This window comes from Bradyrhizobium centrolobii, from assembly GCF_001641635.1.
Lineage (GTDB): Bacteria > Pseudomonadota > Alphaproteobacteria > Rhizobiales > Xanthobacteraceae > Bradyrhizobium > Bradyrhizobium centrolobii.
In genome coordinates this window covers 268,410-289,897 of record NZ_LUUB01000080.1, presented here as the reverse complement: position 1 = coordinate 289,897, position 21,488 = coordinate 268,410, and the positions used below count along the sequence as shown (strand labels likewise).

Sequence of the window (21,488 nt, the reverse complement as noted above, 5' to 3'; positions counted from 1 at the left end):
GTCCGCTGCCGCGGCCGCCCGCCGCGGCTCGGTGCCGCCGTCCGGTCCCACGCCGCCATCCGTGTCGCCGCAGTAGAATTCGGCGCATGACCCGGAAAAGTGGACACCGGTTTTCCGATAAGGGCATGCGCCAATACAAAGAGGTCGTGTCATGACCGACATGTTCGTTTCGCTCGGCACCTGGAACTGGCTGATCTTCGGCTTCATCCTGGTGGCGCTCGAGGTGGTCGCCCCGGGCGTGTTTCTGTTCTGGCTCGGGCTAGCGGCACTGCTCGTCGGCCTCGTCTCGTTTGTCTTTCATCCAGCCTGGCAGGCGCAGCTCGTGATGTTCGCGCTATTCGCGGCGGCCGCCGTGCCGGTGTGGCGCCGCCTCGCCCGGCAGAAGTTGGATGCGAGCTCGAGCCCGTTCCTCAACAAGCGCACGGAGGCGCTGCTGGGGCGCGAGTTCACGCTGGAGAAGCCGATCATCGACGGCAGCGGCACGGTGCGCATCGGCGACACTGTCTGGCGCGTCGCGGGCCCGGATACACCGGCCGGGACGCGTGTGAAGGTGGTGCAGGTCGATGGTGCGAATCTGACGGTGGCGGCAGCATGACTTTTTACCCTCTCCCCTTGCGGGAGAGGGTGGCTCGCCGCGCAGCGGCGAGACGGGTGAGGGGTCTCGCTCCGCGAATGAATCTGCTGCAGTGAGCTTGCGGAGAGAGACCCCTCATCCGGCGCGCTACGCGCGCCACCTTCTCCCACAAGGGGAGAAGGGAAGGGTGGTCACTCCTTGCTTCAAATCTTCCGCCACCTCTCCGCAAACCGGTGCAGCGGCATGAACGTCTCGCACAGCTCCTGCCCCAGTGGCGTCAGCCCATAACCTCCGGCCTCGCCCAGCTCCACGAACCCCGCCTCGCGCAATTCGTCCAGCCGGGCCTGCAGCACTGTCGGCGAAGCCTCGTCGCAGGCCGCGCGCAGCGCGCGCGAGGTAAGGGGGGCGTCGCGCAATTCCCATAATATCCGCAAGCTCCAGCGCCGGCCCAACAGGTCGAGCAGCGCCATGATCGGTCGGCCTGTGCGCGAGCCGCGCACGCGCCGGTCCCGTGATGCTGCCTGTTTCGCCATCGCGGCCCTCTTGCGTCTTGCTACGGATAATGTAGCGTTGTGCTATAATAATTGTAGCAAGGAGGCAGCCAATGTCATCTGCCATGTCACCCTCGATGCCGCGCATCGCGCCGCTCGATCCGCCTTATCCCCCGGAGATAAAGGCGCAGTTCGACCGCATCATGCGCGGCGCGCCGCCGCTGATGCTGTTCCGGGTGATGGCGGGCCACACGCGTGCTTGGGACAAGTTTCGCGCCGGCGGCCTGCTCGATCCCGGCCCGCTCAGCCTGCGGGAACGCGAGATCGTCATCGACCGCACCTGCGCGCTGAACACATGCGAATATGAATGGGGCGTGCATGTCGCGATCTTCGCTCGCACGGCCCGGCTCACGGACGACCAGGTCCGCGCCACCGTGCTGGGTGATGCGACGTCATCGTGCTGGTCGCTGGCCGAGCAGGCGCTGATCGCGGCTGCCGATGCGCTGCATCACCGCGCGACACTTGGCGACGCGGAGTTCGCTGCGCTGTCGGCGCATTATGACGAGGCGCAGATTTTGGAGATCATGCTGCTGTGCGGCTTCTACCGCACGGTGTCGTATCTCGCGAACGGCCTGCGGCTGCCGCTGGAGGAGGAGGCGGCAAGGTTTCCAACGGTCTAACCACCCGTCATTGCGAGCGCAGCGAAGCAATCCAGAATCCCTCCGCGGAGACAGTCTGGATTGCTTCGCTTCGCTCGCAATGACGGAGGGGAGGGAGATGGGCGCGACATTCTCGCTGTCATTCCGGGGCGCGCCACTTGGCGCGAGCCCGGAATCCATAGAGAAACAAACTCCGGGGCGCGATGGATTCCGGGCTCGCGCCCGAGAGGGCGCGCCCCGGAATGACGAGGTGAAGGCAGCGTGCCTTACGCCACGCCCGCCCGCAACAGATCGTGCAGATGCACGATGCCGACGACCTTGTTCGCTTCGGCCACGATCAGCGTCGTGATCTTGCGCGCGTTCAGCACCTCCAGCATCTCGGTGGCGAGCATGGAGGGCGGCACGGTCTTGGGCTGCTTCGTCATGATGTCGTCGACCGTTACAGTCAAAAGGTCCGGCCGCATGTGACGGCGCAGGTCGCCGTCGGTGATGATGCCCGCGATCTCGCCCGCATCGTTGACGATGCAGACGCACCCGAGGCCCTTGGCCGACATCTCGACCACGGCCTCCGACATCTTGGTGCCGACCGGCTTCACCGGGATCTCCGCGCCCGTGCGCATGTAGTCGCGGACGAATTTCAGCATGGCGCCCAGCTTTCCGCCGGGGTGGAAATGGGCGAATTCCAGCGCGGTGAAGCCGCGGCCCTCGAGCAGCGCGATCGCGATGGCATCGCCGATCGCAGCCTGCATCAGGGTCGAGGTGGTCGGTGCCAGATTGTGCGGGCAGGCTTCGCGCGCCTTCGGCAGCTCGATCACGATGTCGGCGGCCTGTCCGAGCGAGGAGGCGGGGTTCGACGTCACCGCGATCATGGGGATCGCGAAGCGCGCCGAATAGTTCACGATGTTCTTCATCTCCGGCTGCTCGCCGGACCAGGACAGCGCCATGATGACGTCGTCGGCGGTGATCATGCCGAGGTCGCCGTGGCCGGCTTCGGCGGCGTGCACGAAGAAAGCCGGTGTGCCGGTCGAGGCCAACGTCGCCGCGATCTTGCGTGCCATGTGGCCGGATTTGCCGAGTCCGGTGACGATGACGCGGCCCTTGGCCTGCCGGATCAGATCGACCACTGCTGCGAAGGTTGCGCCCAGCGGTCCCTTCAGCGCCGCGGCGAGCGCGTTGATGCCGCCGCTTTCCGTCTCCAGCGTGCGGAGCGCGGATTCGACACTGGCGGGTGTGGGGCCGGATGATGCGGTCATCAGCGGTTTCGAGCTCGGCATGTCCTGATCCAGGGAGGTTGGGCGATCTGCCCGTTGGCGCCTCATTAGCACGCCGCAGTCCGCGAGGCGACGCGCGCCAAAACCCTTCAACGGCTCATTAACCATAATTGTTTTAACTCCATTAACGATGGTTCCTGCCGCCCGGCGATGGACCGTCGAAGAAGTGCTTGATTTGGTTGGGGTAATTCCATCGTGGTGTCGCCTCCAGGTAGAGGCCGGAGCAAACGCGCGCAGCTCTTTCGCGCCGCTTTGCCATGCCTGCTGCTGACCGCGCTCGAAAGCGCGCCGGCGGCCGCCCAGAGCCTCACGCCCGACCTCTTCAATCCCGCCCGTGGTGGCTTCGTCTCGCCTGACACGCTGCCGACGCGGCGCACCGCCGGTGTCGTGCAGGCGCCGTCGGATGCGCTGCCGGCGCTGCCCGACCCCAGCGCCGATCCGCGCAGGAGCCAGCAGACGCCGGCGACCTCGCGCGTCGGCCAGGTCCCGACCTATGGGCTGCCCGCCGCCAATGGCGCCGCCGGTTCGGGCTACGACTCGCTCAATCGCAAGCGGCAGCAGCCCAAGCTTTATCCGGGACAGCCGAAGCCGAAGCGCGCGCCCGGGCCCGGCTCGCGGGCGCCAGCTGCGATGCCGGCGACAAGCCTCGGCCCGCCCCGCATCGCGCCGCCGCCATCCGAGACCGCGCACAAGGCGCCGACGCCGCCGGCGATGGCCGGCAGCGTGCCGGGCCAGCCCTTGCGCCGCCGCCTCAAGGCCGATGACGATCCGTTCGGCGCCGTTGGCGACTATGCCGGCAGCTTCCTGATCAAGGGCGGGCTCGAGCTCTCCGCCGGCTACGACACCAATCCGGCTCGCCTCAACAAGCCGGTCGGCTCGCCGGTCTATGTGGTTGCGCCCGACCTCCTGGTGGTGTCCGACTGGGAGCGCCACGCGCTGGTCGCCGACCTGCGCGGCTCCTTCTCGGGCTATGGCAACCAGATGCCGGCGACGATCGACGGCTTCGCCTCGCCGTCGCCGGTCGACGTCGACCGCCCCGATTTCACCGGCCATGTCGATGGCCGCATCGACGTCGACCGCGACTTCAAGCTGACCTCGCAGCTCCGCCTGCGGCTCGCCACCGACAATCCCGGCAGCCCGAACGTGCAGGCGGGCCTGCAGAAATATCCGGTCTACGCCACCTATGGCGCCACCGTCGGCTTCGACCAGACCTTCAATCGCTTCGAAGTCGCGGCCGGCGCCACCGTCGACCGCACGGCGTATACGGACTCCAAGCTCACCGACGGCACGGTGTCGAGCAACGACGACCGCGACTTCAACCAGTATGGCGGTGTGGGGCGTTTCTCCTACGAGCTCAAACCGGGGCTGAAGCCGTTCGTCGAGATCGAGGGCGACAGCCGCGTGCACGATCAGGCCGCCGACCGCAACGGCTACTTCCGCGATTCATCGGGCGGCTATGCCAGGGTCGGCTCGACCTTCGAGTTCACGCGCATTCTCACCGGCGAGATTTCGGTCGGCTACTCCGCGCGCAACTATGTCGACCCGCGCCTCAGCCAGCTCTCGGGCTTCTTGACCGCGGGCTCGCTGATCTGGAACGCGAGCGGGTTGACCACCGTGAAATTCTTCACCGACACGCAGATCGCCGAGACCACGGTTCCCGGCTCCTCCGGCGTGCTGGTGCACACCTACGCGGCCGAAGTCGATCACGACTTCCGCCGCTGGCTCACAGCGGTCGGCAGGTTCACCTTCGGCACGTACGACTATCAGGACCAGAACCGCAACGACAAGACCTACTCGATCGAAGGCAATCTCATCTACAAGCTCAACCGCAACGTCTGGCTCAAGGGCACGCTCCGCCACGACATCCTGGATTCGAACCAGGCGGGATCGAGCTCGCAGGGCACGGTGGTGATGCTGGGCGTGAGGTTGCAGAATTGAGGGCGGTGGGGCGCGCTTGAGCGCGTGCGGCACCTTTGGCGGCGCTCTCACCACTCATCCCGGCGTCATGCCCCGGCTTGACCGGGGCACCCAGAACGCCGCGGCCTCTCCGTATCGCGTCACTGTCTCTGGAATACTGGATCGCCCGCTTTCGCGGGCGATGACAGCTTCCTTCAAATCCAGCCGCGGCGCGAGCAGCTAGCGCGGCAGATCCGTCTTCCCCATCAGGAACATGTCGATCGACCGGGCGCACAGGCGGCCTTCGCGGATCGCCCAGACGACCAGCGACTGGCCGCGGCGCATGTCGCCCGCCGAGAACACGTTCGGGCGCGAGGTCTGGTAGTCCAGCGTGTTGGCCTTGACGTTGCCGCGCGGATCGAGCTCGACCGACAGGAGCTTGAGCAGGCCTTCGTGCACGGGATGCACAAAACCCATCGCGAGCAGGATGAGCTCGGCGTCGAGCTCGAACTCGGTACCGGCAATCGGCCTGAACTTGTCGTCGACGCGCACGCAGTGCAGCTTCTTGACCCTGCCGTTCTCGCCGGAAAATTTTTGCGTCAGCACCGCGTATTCACGGATCGCGCCTTCGGCCTGGCTCGAGGAGGTGCGCATCTTCAGCGGCCAGTTCGGCCAGGTCAGGCCCTTGTTCTCGCGCTCGGGCGGGGCCGGCATGATCTCGAGCTGGGTCACGGACTTCGCGCCCTGGCGCAGCGAGGTGCCGATGCAGTCGCTCCCCGTATCGCCGCCGCCGATCACGACGACATGCTTGCCGCCGGCGAGGATCTCGCTGACGCCGTTCAGCGGCTCCTCAGAGTTGCGGCGGTTCTGCTGCGGCAGGAAATCCATCGCGTAGTGAATGCCGTCGAGGTCGCGGCCGGGGATCGGCAGGTCGCGCGGCGCTTCCGCGCCACCCGTCAGCGCGATCGCGTCATACTGGTTGAGCAGCTCGCGCGGATCGACGCTGCCGTCAGCGCCGACATGGCTGTCGTAGTGGAAGGTGACGCCTTCCGCCTCCATCTGCTTGACGCGGCGGTCGATAATGCCCTTCTCCATCTTGAAGTCGGGAATGCCGTAGCGGAGCAGTCCGCCGGCCTTGGCGTACTTCTCGTAGACATGCACGTCGTGGCCGGCGCGCGCGAGCTGTTGCGCGCAGGCCATGCCAGCCGGACCCGAGCCGATCACCGCGACCTTCTTGCCGGTCTTCTCCGCGGCGACCTCCGGCTTCAGCCAGCCATTGTCCCAGGCGCGGTCGACGATCGCGCATTCGATGGTCTTGATGGTGACCGGGTTGTCGTCGATGTTGAGCGTGCAGGACGCTTCGCACGGCGCCGGGCAAATGCGCCCCGTGAACTCCGGGAAATTGTTGGTCGAGTGCAGGTTGCGCGAGGCCTCTTCCCAATTGTCCTGATAGACCAGATCGTTCCAGTCGGGGATCTGGTTGTTGACGGGGCAGCCGGGCGTGCCGGGCGCGACCGAGCCCGTGCCATGGCAATAGGGGATGCCGCAATTCATGCAGCGCGCGGCCTGGTCGCGCAGCTCACGCTCGCTGAGTGGCACGACGAATTCCTTGAAGTGCTGCAAGCGCTCGGCGACCGGGGTGTACTTGCGATCGTGCCGTTCGATTTCGAGAAAACCCGTGACCTTGCCCATTAAACCCGTAGTCCCTGCCGCTTAATTGGTTTGTTGTTTCCTCACCGTCATTGCGAGGAGCTCGTGACAAAATTGCGAAGCAATTTTGCACTGAAGCGACGAAGCAATCCAGGCTGTCGCCTGAGGGAAGATGCTGGATTGCTTCGCTGCGCTCGCAATGACGGGTTTCGATTCCTTACGCCCCGATCGCGATCTTCGGCTCGGCGTCCGCGTTGGCGGCCATTTCGCGCAGCGCGCGCCGGTACTCGACCGGCATCACCTTGCGGAATTTCGGCAGCCATTCCTTCCAATTGGAAAGGATGTCGGCGGCGCGCGTGGAGCCGGTCGCCTTCGCGTGGCGCGTGATCAGGACGTGCAGCCGCTCGACGTCGGAGTCGAGCAGGTTCGCGAACACGTCGACCCGGCCGTGCGCCTCGAGGTCGCCAAACTGGTTGTAGGCGCTCTGGGCGATCATCTCTTCCGACAGCACCGGCTCGAGCTCGACCATCGAGAGGTTGCACAGCTTGTCGAAGTCGCCGGTCTCGTCGAGCACGTAGGCGATGCCGCCGGACATGCCGGCCGCGAAATTGCGCCCGGTCTTGCCGAGCACGACCACGATGCCGCCGGTCATGTATTCGCAGCAGTGATCGCCTGCGCCCTCGACCACGGCGACGGCGCCCGAGTTGCGCACGGCAAAACGTTCGCCGGCGATGCCGCGGAAGTAGCACTCGCCCTCGATCGCGCCGTACATCACGGTGTTGCCGACGATGATGCTCTCCTCCGGCACGATACCGCCGTTGCGCGGTGGCTTGACGATGATCTTGCCGCCGGAGAGGCCCTTGCCGACATAGTCGTTGCCTTCGCCTTCGAGCTCGAAAGTGACGCCGCGGGCGAGCCAGGCGCCGAAGGCCTGGCCGGCGGTGCCCTTGAGGCCGACATGGATCGTGTCGTGCGGCAGGCCGGCATGGCCGTAGATCTTGGCCACCGCGCCCGACAGCATCGCGCCGGCTGAACGGTCGGTGTTGTTGATCTCGGCCTCGATCTTCACCGGCGCGCCGCGGTTGAGTGCGGGCTGAGCCTTCTCGATCAGCTTGCGGTCGAGCACGGCCTCCAGATGATGGTTCTGGAGCTCCGAGTGATAGATCTTCTGGCCCTTCTCTTCCTTCTGCTTGACGAACAGCTTCGAGAAGTCGAGGCCCTTGGCCTTCCAATGCGCGACCAGACGGGTCTGGTCGAGCATCTGCACCTGACCGACCATCTCGTTGAAGGTGCGGAAGCCGAGGCTCGCCATGATCTCACGGACTTCCTCGGCGACGAAGAAGAAGTAGTTGATGACGTGCTCGGGCTGGCCGGTGAAGCGCTTGCGCAGGACCGGGTCCTGCGTCGCGACGCCGACCGGGCAGGTATTGAGGTGGCACTTGCGCATCATGATGCAGCCGGCCGCGATCAGCGGCGCCGTGGCAAAGCCGAACTCATCGGCACCGAGCAGCGCACCGATCACGACGTCGCGTCCGGTGCGGAAGCCGCCGTCGACCTGCACCGCGATACGGCTGCGCAGCCGCTCGCGCACCAGCGTCTGGTGGGTCTCGGCAAGGCCGATCTCCCAGGGCGAGCCGGCATGCTTGATCGAGGTCAGCGGCGAAGCACCGGTACCGCCCTCGAAGCCTGCGATGGTGACGTGGTCGGCGCGCGCCTTGGCGACACCGGCCGCGACCGTGCCGACGCCGATCTCGGAGACCAGCTTGACCGAAACGTCTCCTTCCGGGTTGACGTTCTTCAGGTCGTAGATGAGCTGCGCCAGATCCTCGATCGAGTAGATGTCGTGGTGCGGAGGCGGCGAGATCAGGCCGACGCCCGGCGTCGAGTGCCGGACCTTGGCGATGGTCGCGTCGACCTTGTGGCCGGGCAACTGGCCGCCTTCGCCGGGCTTGGCGCCCTGCGCCATCTTGATCTGCATCATGTCGGAGTTGACGAGATACTCCGTCGTCACGCCGAAGCGGCCCGAGGCGACCTGCTTGATCGCCGAGCGCATGGAATCACCGTTCGGCAGCGGCTTGAAGCGGTCGGCCTCCTCGCCGCCTTCGCCGGTGTTCGACTTGCCGCCGATCCGGTTCATGGCGATCGCAAGCGTGGTGTGCGCCTCGCGCGAGATCGAGCCGAAGCTCATCGCGCCGGTGGCGAAACGCTTGACGATGTCCTTGGCCGGCTCGACCTGGTCGAGGGCTACAGGCTTGCGCTTCTCTTCCTCGGCGCTCTTGATCCGGAACAGGCCGCGCAGCGTCAGGAGACGCTCGGACTGCTCGTTCAGGATCTTGGCGAAGGCGCGATAGCGCTCCTGCGAATTGCCGCGCGCGGCGTGCTGGAGCAGCGACACGGACTCGCTGGTCCAGGCATGGTCCTCGCCGCGGGTGCGGTAGGCATATTCGCCGCCGACGTCGAGCGCGCTCTTGTAGACCTGCGCCTCGCCGAACGCGTCGGCATGGCGGCGCACGGCCTCTTCCGCGATCTCGGCCAGCCCCACGCCCTCGACGCGGGTATGGGTGCCCGCGAAGAACTTTGAGACGAAGTCCGCCTTGAGGCCGACCGCGTCGAAAATCTGCGCGCCGCAATAGGACTGGTAGGTCGAGATGCCCATCTTGGACATCACCTTGAGCAGGCCCTTGCCGATCGACTTGATGTAGCGCTTGACGATCTCGTAGTCGTCGAGCGAGCCGGGCAGGCGGTCCTTCATCGCGATGATGGTCTCGAACGCGAGGTAGGGATTGATCGCTTCCGCGCCGTAGCCGGCAAGGCAGGCGAAGTGGTGCACTTCGCGCGGCTCGCCGGATTCGACGACGATGCCGACCGAGGTGCGCAGGCCGGTGCGGATCAGATGATGATGCACGGCGGCGCAGGCGAGCAACGATGGGATCGGCACCCGGTCGGTGCCGACCATGCGGTCGGACAGGATGATGATGTTGACGCCCTCGCGCACCGCGGATTCGGCGCGTGCGCAGAGCTCGTCCAGCACCTGGTCCATGCCCGCGGCGCCAAGGCCGGCGTGGAAGGTGGTGTCGAGCGTGCGCGACCTGAAATGGGAATCGCCGAGATCGGCGATCGAGCGGATCTTCTCCAGATCCGCGTCCGTCAGGATCGGCTGGCGCACCTCGAGACGCTTGGTGGTGGCGAGGCCCTGAAGGTCGAACAGGTTCGGCCGTGGTCCGATGATCGAGACCAGGCTCATCACCAGCTCCTCGCGGATCGGATCGATCGGCGGGTTGGTGACCTGCGCAAAGTTCTGCTTGAAGTAGGTGAACAGCGGCTTGGGCTTGTCCGACAGCGCCGAGACCGGCGTGTCGTTGCCCATCGAGCCCGTCGCTTCCTCGCCGGTGGAGGCCATCGGCGTCATCAGGATGCTGATGTCTTCCTGGCTGTAGCCGAATGCCTGCTGACGATCGAGCAGCGACAGGTTGGAGCGCACGCCGGTGGTCGGCGCCTTCGGCAGCTCCTCCAGCACGATCTGGGTGCGGTCCAGCCACTCCTTGTAGGGATGGCCCTTGGCGAGCTCGGCCTTGATCTCGTCGTCGGGGATCAGGCGGCCCTGTTCGAGGTCGACCAGCAGCATCTTGCCGGGCTGCAGGCGCCACTTGGTGATGATCTGATCCTCGGGGATCTTGAGCACGCCCATTTCGGACGCCATCACGATGCGGTCGTCCTTGGTGACGAGATAGCGCGCCGGCCGTAGGCCGTTGCGGTCGAGCGTCGCGCCGATCTGGCGGCCGTCGGTGAAGGCGATCGCGGCGGGGCCGTCCCACGGCTCCATCAGCGCGGCGTGATATTCGTAGAAGGCGCGGCGCTTCTCATCCATCAGCGGATTGCCGGCCCACGCCTCCGGAATCATCATCATGACGGCGTGCGGCAGCGAGTAGCCGCCCTGCACCAGGAATTCGAGCGCGTTGTCAAAGCAGGCGGTGTCGGACTGGCCCTCATAGGAGATCGGCCAGAGCCGGTTGATGTCCTTGCCGTAGAGCGCCGAGCTCACCGAGGCCTGGCGGGCCGCCATCCAGTTGACGTTGCCGCGCAGCGTGTTGATCTCGCCGTTATGCGCGATCATCCGGTAGGGATGCGCCAGCGACCAGGTCGGGAAGGTGTTGGTCGAGAAGCGCTGATGCACCAGCGCCAGCGCGCTCTCGAAGTCCTTCTCGTGCAGGTCGGGATAGTACTTGCCGAGCTGGTCGGCGAGGAACATGCCCTTGTAGATTACCGTGCGGCAGGACATCGAGCAGGGATAGTAGCCCGCAAGGCCGCGGTCGCGGCGCTGGTAGATCGCCTGCGAGATCGACTTGCGCAGGATGTAGAGCTTCCGCTCGAACTCGTCGTCGGTCTTGGCGGCGCCGTTGCGGCCGATGAACACCTGCATGCAGGCGGGTTCGGTCGGCTTCACGGTGACGCCGAGCGAGGAGTTGTCGGTCGGCACGTCGCGCCAGCCGAGCAGCGTCAGGCCTTCCTCCTTGATCTGGTCGGCGATGATGCTCTTGATGACGTTGCGCCAGGCGGTGTCGCGCGGCATGAACAGCGCGCCGATGGCGTATTCGCCCGGATTAGGCAGCGCGAAGCCGAGCTCCTTGGCCTTGCGGACGAAGAAGGCGTGCGGGATCTGCACCAGGATGCCGGCGCCGTCGCCGAAGCGCGGATCGGCGCCGACCGCGCCGCGGTGTTCGAGGTTGCAGAGGATGCTTAGCGCGTCCGAGACGATCTCGTGCGACTTCTTGCCCTTGATGTTGGCGATGAAGCCGACGCCGCAGGAATCCTTTTCCAGGCTCGGGTCGTAAAGACCTTCGGCGGGCGGGCGGTAGGTATGTTTTTCGAGCGGACGATCGGTCGTTTTCGAGGCGACCGTCGCCGACAGCTCTTCTGCCACGATGTTTGCGCGCTCGAATTGCGACCCGTTCATTGTCCTCGTCCTCTCCATGCGGCAAGCTGCCTCACCGCCATCTTCGGCGCACCTTGGGCGTCCCGCGGCACCCGCTTCAGGGCCACCGCTCGTCCGTTGCGAGCCGCATTTTCTTAAATTCAGGCCTAGGCGTTCTTCGTCCCCGAGAACGGCTTTGCCTGTCACCTTCTTGGCGCTCGAGAGCACCAAGTTTCGCTGCAATCCCTGTGCCGGAACCGCAAGCCAAATTGAGACAGTCTTCCTGTCCTAACCATCACCTTGCCAAATTTTTGTCTAGCACACAAGCGCGCGAAAGTCCCGATTCCCAGAGTGTCAATCGGCGCTTTCCGCATGGCGCGCCGCCCCGGATTTGAAGCAAACGCGCCCTGATCCGGCCCTAGGCGCGTCGAAGCGGCGCCGAAATCCCCAAGGAAGCTTCGGATCAACCCTCGGAAAGGCGCGCCCCGCCACCAGAAGCGAAACAGCGCGCGCCGCTTCTAGGGCCTGACAGGAGCGTTCGACCATGAAGTTTTTCACAGGATGTGTGGCCGCCGCCGCGCTGGCGCTGGCTGCAACGGCTGCCGAGGCGCAGGTGCTGGCGAACGGAGGCGCGCGGGGGCCCTATATCGCGGTTTCGGATTTCGACGGCCCCTATGGCCCGCCGGAGGTTCCACCACCACCACGATACCGCTACGGCTACGAGGATGAGCGCGGCGCGGCGCCGGCGCTGCTGCCGCCGACCGAGGTCTACGCCGTGCTCCGCGACAATGGCTTCTCGCCGCTCGGCATCCCGCGCCTGCGCGGCACCGTCTACACCATCGCGGTGATCGACCGCCGCGGTGACGATGGGCGGCTCGTGATCGATGCCCGCGACGGACGGATTTTACGTTTCATGCCGGCCTACGACGCCTTCGGCATGGCTCCGGCCTATGATGAGGGCGCGGTTGCGCCTTACGGACCGCATAGCGCGCTGCCGCCGCCGACCGTGATCCGCAGCGGTCCGCCGCGGCCGCCGGCTCCGATCCCGCATGTGGCGAGTCGCACCGTGCCGCTGCCGAAGGCCTCCCCGCCGCGCGGCCAGACGCCGGTCGCCGCCGCCAGGCCGGCCTCAACCGAGCCGGCGCCGCAGCAGGCGCAAGCGCCGCAGGCTCAACCTGGGCAGGCTCAGCCCTCGCAGCAGACAGCCGCCGTGCAGCCCAAGCCCGCCGAGGCCGCGCCGCAAGCCGCCACTCCAACCGTCGGCCAGTCCAAGCCCGCACCGACGATCCTGCCGACCCAGGAGATGCCGGCCGCGCAGGGGCTGGATTAGGACGTGGGCGCTGTTCGTTAAATCGCGACAGCGCCGGCCGCTCCTTCAATGTCGTCCTGGCTTTCGCCAGGACGACATTGAGGAGAGGGATGAGCAAAACAAAAGGCGCCCGAAAACCTCGGGCGCCTTTGTGCTTTCAAGCGATCGCCGCTTAGCTATGCCCGTACCCCGCCGCATCCAGGATCAAATTCGCCACCTCCTTCGGATGCGACACCAGCGAGAGGTGACCGGCGTCGAGCTCGATCGTGGTCGCATTCATGCGCTTGGCCAGGAAGCGTTCGAAATCTGGATTGATGGTGTAGTCATTCTTCGACACCGCGTACCAGCTCGGCTTCGAGTGCCAGGCGGCTTCAGTGGTGCGGCCTGCGAAGATCGAGGCGGCCGTCGGCCATTGCACGGCGTAGAGCTCCTTCGCGCGGTCCGGTGCGACGCCGTTGGCGAAATACTTCAGGAAGGCGTCCTCGGAGAGTTTTGTGAATCCGTCACGCTCGACGATGCCGGCGCGCGCGGGTCCGGTCGGGAATTGCTTCGACAGCGCGACGAAATCCTCGTTGGCGTCGGGCGCGCGCGCTGCGACATAGACGAGGCCAGTGACCTTCGGATCGGTGCCGACCTGGCTGATCACGGTGCCGCCCCAGGAATGCGCGGCCAGCACGGTCGAACCATCCTGCTCCGCCAGCGCGCGCCTGGTCGCCTCGACGGACTCGGCGAGCGAGCCCAGCGGATTCTGTACCGCGGTTACATGCAGGCCCGCGGCCTGGAGGATCGGGATCACCTCCGACCAGCTCGAGCCGTCCGCCCAGGCGCCGTGCACCAGCACGACATTCTTCGCCTTCACGGTCTGCGGTGCCTGGGCATGGGCAAGGCTGAGTGGGGCCGCCAACAGGCTCGCGGCGACGAAAAGGCTGCGCCAAAGTGTCACGATTATTCTCCGTCCTTCTTGGCTTCGATGCCCAAAGGACGGAGCATGCGGCTAGCTCGTTACGCCTCTTCACCGCTCTGTGATGTAGCGCAAAAAACCATCCGGTGTCGTCCTGGCGAAAGCCAGGACCCATACCGCGAGGTCTATCGATGGCGGACGGTGCGAGTACCGGACGACGAATCTTCGCCAAACGTCTCCCTGGGGTAATGGGTCCTGGCTTTCGCCAGGACGACATCGGGGAGAGCTGAGCAAAACAAAAGGCGCCCAAAAATTCTCGTGCGTCTCTTTGCGTCATGCAAACAAAAAACGCCCCGGGGCACCGGGGCGTTTTCGTAACTTGGAAGTTGTCGAGGTGTCTTAAGCGGCCGCCTTGCCGGCGGAGCCCTCGATCACCTGCGCAGGTTGCGCGCTGGTGTTGATCGCGATCTGGCGCGGCTTCTTGGCCTCGGGAATCTCGCGCACGAGGTCGACATGAAGCAGCCCGTTCTCGAGCGAGGCATCCTTCACCTGCACGAAGTCGGCAAGTTGGAAGGCGCGCTCGAAGGCGCGGGCGGCGATGCCGCGGTAGAGCACTTCGCTCCTGCTGTTCTCGTTCGCGACTTTCTCGCCCTTGATCGTCAGCGTGTTTTCCTTCGCGACGATGGACAGCTCATCCTTGGAGAAGCCGGAAACCGCAACGGTGATGCGGTAGGCGTTCTCGCCGGTACGCTCGATGTTGTAGGGCGGATAGCCGGGGCTGCCGTCGGAGCTTGTCTGGTCGAGCAGGTTGAAGAGACGGTCGAAGCCGACGGTGGAACGATAGAAGGGGGTGAGGTCGTAGGTACGCATGGTTAGTCCTCCATTGAGCGACTGATCTGGTAACCCGCCCGCGAATCGGGCCGGGCTTAGTCTGTGTGCAGCCTGATGCTTCGGTTCCGAAGCACTGGTAGCGGCCTGCACGAAAATGATATGGGTGGGACGAAACAGCGTTCAAGAGGGCGGCAACGGCGCCTTTTCGGCGCGTCCGCCCCTTGATTTTCAGCACCTCCCACCATGACGCTGGTCTCGATCCCCGCCAATCCGGTTCCCGAAAACGTCGTCAGCGGCACCATCAAGACGCCCGATGGCGCCGAGCTGCGCTTCGCACGCTGGGCGCCGCCGGCGGGCCGCAAGGGCACCGTCTGCGTCTTCACCGGGCGTGGCGAACAGATCGAGAAATATTTCGAGACGGTGCGTGACCTGCGTGATCGCGGCTTTGCGGTGGCGATGATCGACTGGCGCGGGCAGGGCCATTCCTCGCGCCGCCTGCGCGATCCGCGCAAGGGCTTTGTGCGCGCCTTCTCCGATTATGAGGTCGACGTCGAGACCTTCGTGCAGCAGGTGGTGCTGCCGGATTGTCCGCCGCCCTTTTTTGCGCTCGCCCATTCCATGGGCGGCGCGGTGATGCTGCGGGTGGCGCATGCGGGCAAGCGCTGGTTCGACCGCATGGTGCTGTCGGCGCCGATGATCGACCTGCCAGGCCGCTCCACCTCGTTTCCGGTCCGGGCGCTGCTCAGGACCATGCGCCTGTTGGGGCAGGGCGGCCGTTACGTGCCCGGCGGCAGCGACCGTCTCACCGGGCTCGATCCCTTCATCAACAATCCCTTGACCAGCGATCCCGTGCGCTATGCGCGCAACGCGGCGATCCTCGAGGAGGATCCGACGCTCGGGCTGGCATCGCCGACGGTCGCCTGGGCCGATACCGCGTTCCGCGCGATGCAGACCTTCAAGGGCATGTACTACCCGTCCGAGATCCGGCAGCCGATCCTGATGCTGGCGGCCTCCAACGACACCGTGGTCTCGACCGCGGCGATCGAGGAGTTCGCCTATCATCTGCGTGCAGGCTCCCATCTCGTGATCGCCGGAGCCAAGCACGAGATCCTCCAGGAGCAGGACCGCTACCGCGCGCAATTCTGGGCCGCGTTCGACGCCTTCGTGCCGGGCACGCCGTTATTCGGGTGAGGTGGTAGGCGAGCAGCAGGACAATGGCCTGCGCGGATCACAGCGAGCTCGATGCGTCCTGAGCGGCCGATCGTCCCACAATCTCGTCATGCCCGGGCTTGTCCCGGGCATCCGCGTCTTGTCGCGCGTGTCAAAGAGCGCCTCTCGCTACAGCGTCTTCAGATACTCGATCAGGTCGTAGCGCTCTTTTTCCTCCAGCGGGCGCCCGATGACGCCTGGCTTGTCCGGCCCCGGCGTGCCCTCGAATGAATGGCCGCGATTGCTGTTGCCGTTGATCTCGGTGCCGTCGGGCCAGGTGGTCGAGAACTGCGTTTCTCCGGTCTTGCAGGTCTCGCCCTCGACGACAGCGAAGCCGACCTGCTTCGGATCGTAGTCGCGATTGCCCATGCAGAACTTCTTCGGGCGCTCGGCCGCCGGCCTCAGCATCCAGTAGAGCGAGGGGACCGAGCCGTTGTGGAGATACGGGGCGGTGGCCCACGCGCCGTTCAGCGGACGCGCGCGATACCAGGGGCGTGGCTCCTTGGGGTCCGGAGGCTGCGGCCCGGGATTAGGGCAGTTCGCGCGGGCGCCCCACCAGGACTTCTGTCTCTCTGGCGGGATTTGTGCGTCATCCATCGCCTTGCGGCTTACGACGTCGACGATGGCCATCAGCCCAAGCGCGTAGGACATTTCGGTCGACGAGGTCTCCGGCAGGTTCGTGCATTTCCACTGCTCGCCGAGAATGCGCGTCGGCTGCAGGTCGAGGAAGCCCGGCACGGAGATCGTCCGCTTCTCAAGGACGTTGGCCTGTGCGGAATCCGTCCCCATCCCCGCGACGCTCTTCTGGACGGGGTTCAGCACCATCTGGTCTCCGATGCGCTCCCAGCGCGGCGAGGACCAGACGCTTTTCTCCGGATACTCCTTGTCGAACTCGGGATCGTTGACGGGACCGAGGTGGCACTCAACGCAGATCGTCGCGTAGAGCTTGCGGCCGCGCTTGACGCTATCGGGATCGATCTTCCAGGCGTCGCCAAGGATCTGCGAAGGCCATTTCGGTGAGGTCAACCCGCCGAGCTTCTTCTGCGCGTAGGGATCGGGACCTGCCAGCAAGCTCTCGATCCAGTGCAGATTGGTGATCTCGGCCGAGGAGCGGTAGAGCCTGTCCTTGGGATAGGCATCGGACAGGTTGAGCAGCGCGGTCACGCCGAGGGCTTCGCCGGCATTGCGGATCAGCGGCTGCTCGATCGAGGCATCGTACTGCGCATATTTGAGCCACGGCACGGTCCAGATCGGCGGGAAGCTGACCGGCGCATCCTGGGCATGCAGGTTCTTCTCGAACCCAGCGACGCCGCTGAACGCGAAGTCCTGCGCAAACACCTGATTGCCTATGCGGTTGAGCGCATCGAGACGCCCGAATCCTTCCTCGGTGTCCTTCTGCTGCTTGCCGTCCCAGGTCGTCTTGCCGGCGATCGTCTTGTCGTAATTGTTCTGCCAGTCGAGCAGGAATTTGCCGATCGCGCCGAGCTTCTGCTTGAGGGCGTCGCGGTCGGCGTCGCTCGCCTCGGGACCGAGCACGCGATCGGCAAACCGCTTGAAGCGGAACGGCACATACAGGGTGTAGGCGATCGAGAGACCGGTCGAGAGCTCGAGCTTCTTCAGGTCGGTCATGGCCGGTCCGCCGTCAAAGCGCACGTCCACGCCCTTGTAACGAATGTGCCCGGTGTGACACGCGGCGCAGGTCAGCCCGATCTTGTCTTCTTCACGCCGTCCCGTCGCAGGGTCGACGACGCCCGTCGTCCGCGCAAATCCGACCGGAAGGCCGTCGACATTCTCGCCTTGCCCCCAATCGCTCGACAGGCTCGGCGGCTGCTTCGTCTCGTAGACGTTGGCATAGCCGAAGCGCCGCAGCGTGGTTGCGTCGGTGTTGATGGACTGCGGGCTCGGGATGAAGCCGAAGCGCTCGAGATAGGTGCTGTCCTTCATCATGCCTGGCCGCGAGAACAGGTGAAGGCGAGGCTGCTCCAGTGCCATGAACCAGGAGTAGGGGACAGGAAACGTTGCGGTGCCCTGGCTGGTGTGATGGAACCAGTGCCGGTCCTCGAGCGACCAGTTCTGCTCGAGCCAGTAGGCAGCCGTCGTCTCACGGAGCGGGGGCAGGGGCGGCGGGATCAATTGCGCCGCCTGTCCCCACAGGACTGCCCTGACCTGATCGGGGAATTCGGCAACGGCGATGAGGGTCACGAGGCCGAGGGCGACGAGCAGGGCCGCAAGCTTGAGGGCGCCGCGCATCGTGCGTTGGCAGGCCGACAGCACCGGTTGCGACAAAAGTCGCTGGTTGATGCGATCGGGGAATTTGCGCTCATTGAACAGCGTGCGCACGTCGGCCACGCTGAGATAGCGGTTCTCACCCTCGCCCTTGCCCATGATCTTCAGCAGGATCGGCCATTCGAATTTCATCAGCAGCGGGTAGTACCAGCGCGCAGCGTCGCCGGCGCGCTTGAGGTTATCGCGCATGAATATCTCGATCTCCGACGCGTTGAGGCCAGGCTCAACGCCGCCGCACGGATCGGGGTAATTCCGGCCGAAGCTGGCAAGCCGCGCGATCTCGTCCTCGTTGACGCGCCCGTCCACGCTGAGGATGCGCGAGCCGGCGCCGCGCTTGTCCAGGGGGCCGCCGCGCAGCGCGTCGAGCTGGGCGCCCGACCAGATGCTCTTCAGCAGGTGACGCGCGCCGTTGGCGATGAGCGCGACGCCGCGGGTCTCGATGCGGGCCAGCGTCTTTTTCGGCCCCTTCTCGCCACTCGCATTCGCGATGGTCTGCGCCAGCGTGCCCAGCGGGACGGTCCCGCCGTCGACGAAGCCCTTGCCGACGAGTCCGCGCAGGAACGGACAAGGATTGTTCGGCGACACCTCGATCGGGGGATCGAAGGGTTTCGAGGCAGGGTTATGCATGGCCCAAATTCCTGAAAACAGCGAATCGTAAAAAGCAGACGCGCCGATAGAGCGCGGAAAGTCCTAACAAACAGACAGCGGGAGACTATGCTACCTCAGCGTGTGGAGAAGTGTGGCGGAATTCCGCGCGGTGTCAATAAAAGCAGACGTGAGATTGCGATGGGGCCGAGGTTTGCCCTCAGGATTCGGCGGCGCGCTTGACGTCGGTCTGGACGAGGGTCAGCTTGCTGAAGGGTACACCCGCTTTCAATAGGCCCTCGCGGTAATGGGCGATGTCCTCGGGCCGCTTCCAGTGGAAATTCCGCAAATGCCGGTCGGCGTTCAGCGCCGGGTAGTTGCCGAGCAGAACTTCGGCCGCCTCGGCGGCCTCCTCGGCGCGTCCAAGCTGTGCCAGCGCGGCGGCGCGGATCGCGAGCGCCTGCATGTGATTGGGGTTGATGTAGAGCTGTTCGCGCGCCCATGACAGGGTCGCGTCATATTGCCCCAGCAGGTAATGGCTGAAGGCATTCAGTGCCGCCCATTGGTAGCGCGGATCGTTGTTGTCGCGCTGCGCCGCCATCGAGAACAGCTCGATCGCCTCGCGGTGCTCGCCGATGACGAAGTGGCAGATGCCGAGCACACCGCGCGCGCCCATGTCGTAGGGGTTGAGCGCGACCGCGCGCCTGGCGGCGTCCATTGCGGCCTCGTAATGCCCCTCCATCGCATGCGCCCACGACAGGATCGAAAACGCGAAGGAAGAGCGCGGATCAAGCCGCACGCTGGTTTCGGCGAGGTTCATCGCCTCGGCCCACAATTCACGGGTGCCCTTGATCCAGCCGAACTGGATGCTCTGGATCTGGATCGTGGCGAGATAGGCGTGGGCGATCGACAGTTTCGGATCGAGCGTGATGGCCTCGTGAAACAGGGCGATGGCCGAGCTCAGGTCCTCCTTGGTCTGCCGGTAATAATGTGAGAGTCCCTTGAGGAAGCGGTCCCAGGCGGTCACGTCGTTGGTGAGGCGTGCGGGCGCGGAGGCTTCGGCACGGACGATCTCGGTGGCGATGGCTGCGGACAGGTTGGTGGTGATCTCGTCCTGCATCGCGAAGAGATCGCCGATGTCGCGGTCGTAGCGGCCGGTCCAGAGCTGCTCGCCGGTCTCCGGCGCGATCAGCTCGGCGGTGACGCGGATCTTGCTGCCGGCACGCCGCACCGAACCCTGGATCAGGTAGGTCGCGTCGATCTCGCGCGCGATCAGGCGGGTGCTCACGTTCTTGCCCTTGAAGGCGAAGGTCGAGTTGCGGCTCAGCACGCGATAGAACGATTGCAGCGACAGCGCGTGGATCAGGTCCTCGGTCAGGCCATCGGAGAAATACTCGTCGTCCTGGGCGTCGCTGAGATTGGCGAAGGGCAGCACCCCGACGATCGCGGTCCGGTACTGCTGCGACAGGACCGACGCCTCCTTCGCCTCGGGCACGAGCGCAGGTGCGCCCTCTGGCGTCCAGGTCCAGACGCCGACCGGATCCTTGATGTTCTTGAAGCGGTGATTGCCGGCATCGACCAGCGATACGCTGAGATGCTTGCCGACTTCCTTGTAGGCCTTGGCCGAGATCGCGAAGCCGCCGGGGCTGGCCACGGATTCGAGGCGTACGGCGATGTTGACGTCGTCACCGAACACCTCGTCCTCGTCGGCGATCACGTCGCCCATGTGGATTCCGAGGCGGAATTGCATGGCGCGCTCGGCGGGCAGATGGTGGTTGCGTTCCGCCATCAGCGTCTGAATCGCGATCGCCGCCTCAGTGGCGCCGACGATACTGGCGAACTCCAGCAGGAATCCGTCGCCGGTGTTCTTCACGACGCGGCCGCCGTGATTGAGGATAATGGGATGAATCGCACTGCGATGCGCCTTGAAGGCGGCATGGGTGCCGGCCTCGTCATGGCCCATCATGCGCGAATAGCCGGCGACGTCGGCGCAGACGATGGCGGCCAGGCGTCTTTCCATATCCCCAGGGCTCCAACGGATCGGGGACCGGCCACGGCGTGGCAGTCGTCCCGAATCCAGCATTTCAAGAACCTTGCCTTTATAGAGCAGAAGAGGCCGAGCGGAAGTATGATCCGCATTGCAAATTCGTTACAAATCCTACGCAATCCGGCGGTGGACGCAGGCCGGCGAACCGACTAAGCCGGGTTCCCTCACACCGCCCGGCCCCGGGTGGACGGGACATCAGGCATGCTCGGCATTCACGAACTCTGGCTTTTCATCCTGTCCGGCGTGCTGCTCAACATCACGCCGGGACCGGACTCCGTCTATGTCATCGGCCGGAGCATGCAGATGGGATGGCGGGGTGGGGCTGCGGCCGCCTTCGGCATCAGTTTTGGCTGCTTATTCCATGTGACGGGCGCAGCGATCGGGCTATCGGCACTGCTGATGGCCTCATCCACGGCATTCGCGATCCTGAAGCTGGTCGGCGCGGCCTATCTCGTCCTGACGGGACTTCAAATGCTGTGGTCGCGGCCGGCGCTCGCGGCGGCCGTGACAGGCGAGCCCGTCCAGAAATCGCTGCGGCGGGTCTTTCTCCAGGGCGTCTTCACCAATGCGCTCAATCCCAAGGTGGCGCTGTTCTTCCTCGCCTTCCTGCCGCAATTCGTCGCAGTCGATTCGTCGCACAAGCCGCTCGCCTTCCTGACGCTCGGCCTGATCTTCATCTGCACGGGCACGCTGTGGTGCCTGTTCCTGGCGGCGTTCGCGGCGAAGGCCGCGCACCGGCTGCGGCAGTCCGAGGGCGTGATAGCCTGGATCAACCGGACGCTCGGCGGCCTCTTCGTCTATCTCGGTATCCGCGTTGCCATGCTGGAAACGCGATAACAACAAAGCGAAGGGCCATAACAAGCCGGC

Annotated in this window: 14 protein-coding genes; 6 read left to right on the top strand and 8 right to left on the bottom strand. The window is 65.3% G+C overall.

Features of this window, described 5'->3' with window-relative positions:
- Window positions 1–151 precede the first annotated feature (151 nt).
- A complete protein-coding gene (locus AYJ54_RS30130) occupies window positions 152–595 on the top strand; it encodes an NfeD family protein (protein ID WP_063704762.1) in 444 nt (147 codons plus the stop codon).
- Window positions 596–777: 182 nt separating this feature from the next.
- Here AYJ54_RS30130 and AYJ54_RS30125 read toward each other — a convergent pair whose 3' ends face one another.
- On the bottom strand, window positions 778–1,107 hold the full coding sequence (locus tag AYJ54_RS30125) for a winged helix-turn-helix transcriptional regulator (RefSeq protein ID WP_063704760.1): 330 nt from the start codon (window positions 1,105–1,107) through the stop codon (window positions 778–780).
- 83 nt (window positions 1,108–1,190) lie between these two features.
- On the opposite strand from AYJ54_RS30125, the gene AYJ54_RS30120 reads away from it, so the two are divergent.
- The gene (locus tag AYJ54_RS30120; protein ID WP_082905912.1) at window positions 1,191–1,745 is read left to right on the top strand and encodes a carboxymuconolactone decarboxylase family protein; all 555 of its coding nucleotides are present in this window, start codon (window positions 1,191–1,193) and stop codon (window positions 1,743–1,745) included.
- A 245-nt stretch (window positions 1,746–1,990) separates the two neighbouring features.
- Here AYJ54_RS30120 and AYJ54_RS30115 read toward each other — a convergent pair whose 3' ends face one another.
- On the bottom strand, window positions 1,991–2,998 hold the full coding sequence (locus tag AYJ54_RS30115; protein ID WP_063704757.1) for a KpsF/GutQ family sugar-phosphate isomerase: 1,008 nt from the start codon (window positions 2,996–2,998) through the stop codon (window positions 1,991–1,993).
- A 192-nt stretch (window positions 2,999–3,190) separates the two neighbouring features.
- Here AYJ54_RS30115 and AYJ54_RS30110 point away from each other — a divergent pair, with 192 nt between their 5' ends.
- Window positions 3,191–4,933: an outer membrane beta-barrel protein gene (locus tag AYJ54_RS30110; protein WP_063704755.1), complete on the top strand. Its 1,743-nt coding sequence runs from the start codon at window positions 3,191–3,193 to the stop codon at window positions 4,931–4,933.
- 198 nt (window positions 4,934–5,131) lie between these two features.
- On the opposite strand, the gene AYJ54_RS30105 is transcribed toward AYJ54_RS30110, so the two are convergent.
- Window positions 5,132–6,583: a glutamate synthase subunit beta gene (locus AYJ54_RS30105; protein WP_063704753.1), complete on the bottom strand. Its 1,452-nt coding sequence runs from the start codon at window positions 6,581–6,583 to the stop codon at window positions 5,132–5,134.
- A 175-nt stretch (window positions 6,584–6,758) separates the two neighbouring features.
- A complete protein-coding gene (gene gltB, locus AYJ54_RS30100; protein ID WP_063704752.1) occupies window positions 6,759–11,495 on the bottom strand; it encodes a glutamate synthase large subunit in 4,737 nt (1,578 codons plus the stop codon).
- A gap of 502 nt (window positions 11,496–11,997) precedes the next feature.
- Between gltB and AYJ54_RS30095 the strand changes: the two genes are divergently transcribed.
- Window positions 11,998–12,783, top strand: a complete 786-nt coding sequence (locus tag AYJ54_RS30095) for a hypothetical protein (RefSeq protein ID WP_063704750.1) — start codon at window positions 11,998–12,000, stop codon at window positions 12,781–12,783.
- 151 nt (window positions 12,784–12,934) lie between these two features.
- Here AYJ54_RS30095 and AYJ54_RS30090 read toward each other — a convergent pair whose 3' ends face one another.
- Both AYJ54_RS30090 and AYJ54_RS30085 read right to left on the bottom strand, forming a co-directional pair.
- Window positions 12,935–13,705 carry an alpha/beta fold hydrolase gene (locus AYJ54_RS30090; protein WP_063704749.1) on the bottom strand — a complete coding sequence of 257 codons (771 nt, stop codon included), beginning with the start codon at window positions 13,703–13,705 and terminating at the stop codon, window positions 12,935–12,937.
- Window positions 13,706–14,062: 357 nt separating this feature from the next.
- Window positions 14,063–14,533: an Hsp20 family protein gene (locus AYJ54_RS30085; RefSeq protein WP_063704747.1), complete on the bottom strand. Its 471-nt coding sequence runs from the start codon at window positions 14,531–14,533 to the stop codon at window positions 14,063–14,065.
- Between the two features lie 204 nt (window positions 14,534–14,737).
- Here AYJ54_RS30085 and AYJ54_RS30080 point away from each other — a divergent pair, with 204 nt between their 5' ends.
- Entirely contained in the window at window positions 14,738–15,685 is a 948-nt protein-coding gene (locus AYJ54_RS30080; RefSeq protein ID WP_063704745.1) for an alpha/beta fold hydrolase, read from the top strand.
- A 147-nt stretch (window positions 15,686–15,832) separates the two neighbouring features.
- Here AYJ54_RS30080 and AYJ54_RS30075 read toward each other — a convergent pair whose 3' ends face one another.
- Together AYJ54_RS30075 and AYJ54_RS30070 are read right to left on the bottom strand one after the other, a co-directional pair.
- Window positions 15,833–18,616: a di-heme-cytochrome C peroxidase gene (locus AYJ54_RS30075; RefSeq protein WP_063704743.1), complete on the bottom strand. Its 2,784-nt coding sequence runs from the start codon at window positions 18,614–18,616 to the stop codon at window positions 15,833–15,835.
- Between the two features lie 178 nt (window positions 18,617–18,794).
- Window positions 18,795–20,594 (bottom strand): adenylate/guanylate cyclase domain-containing protein, encoded by a 1,800-nt coding sequence (locus AYJ54_RS30070; RefSeq protein ID WP_063704741.1) that lies wholly within the window; start codon window positions 20,592–20,594, stop codon window positions 18,795–18,797.
- 228 nt (window positions 20,595–20,822) lie between these two features.
- Here AYJ54_RS30070 and AYJ54_RS30065 point away from each other — a divergent pair, with 228 nt between their 5' ends.
- Window positions 20,823–21,458, top strand: a complete 636-nt coding sequence (locus AYJ54_RS30065) for a LysE family translocator (protein ID WP_063704739.1) — start codon at window positions 20,823–20,825, stop codon at window positions 21,456–21,458.
- The last annotated feature ends 30 nt before the right edge of the window (window positions 21,459–21,488 follow it).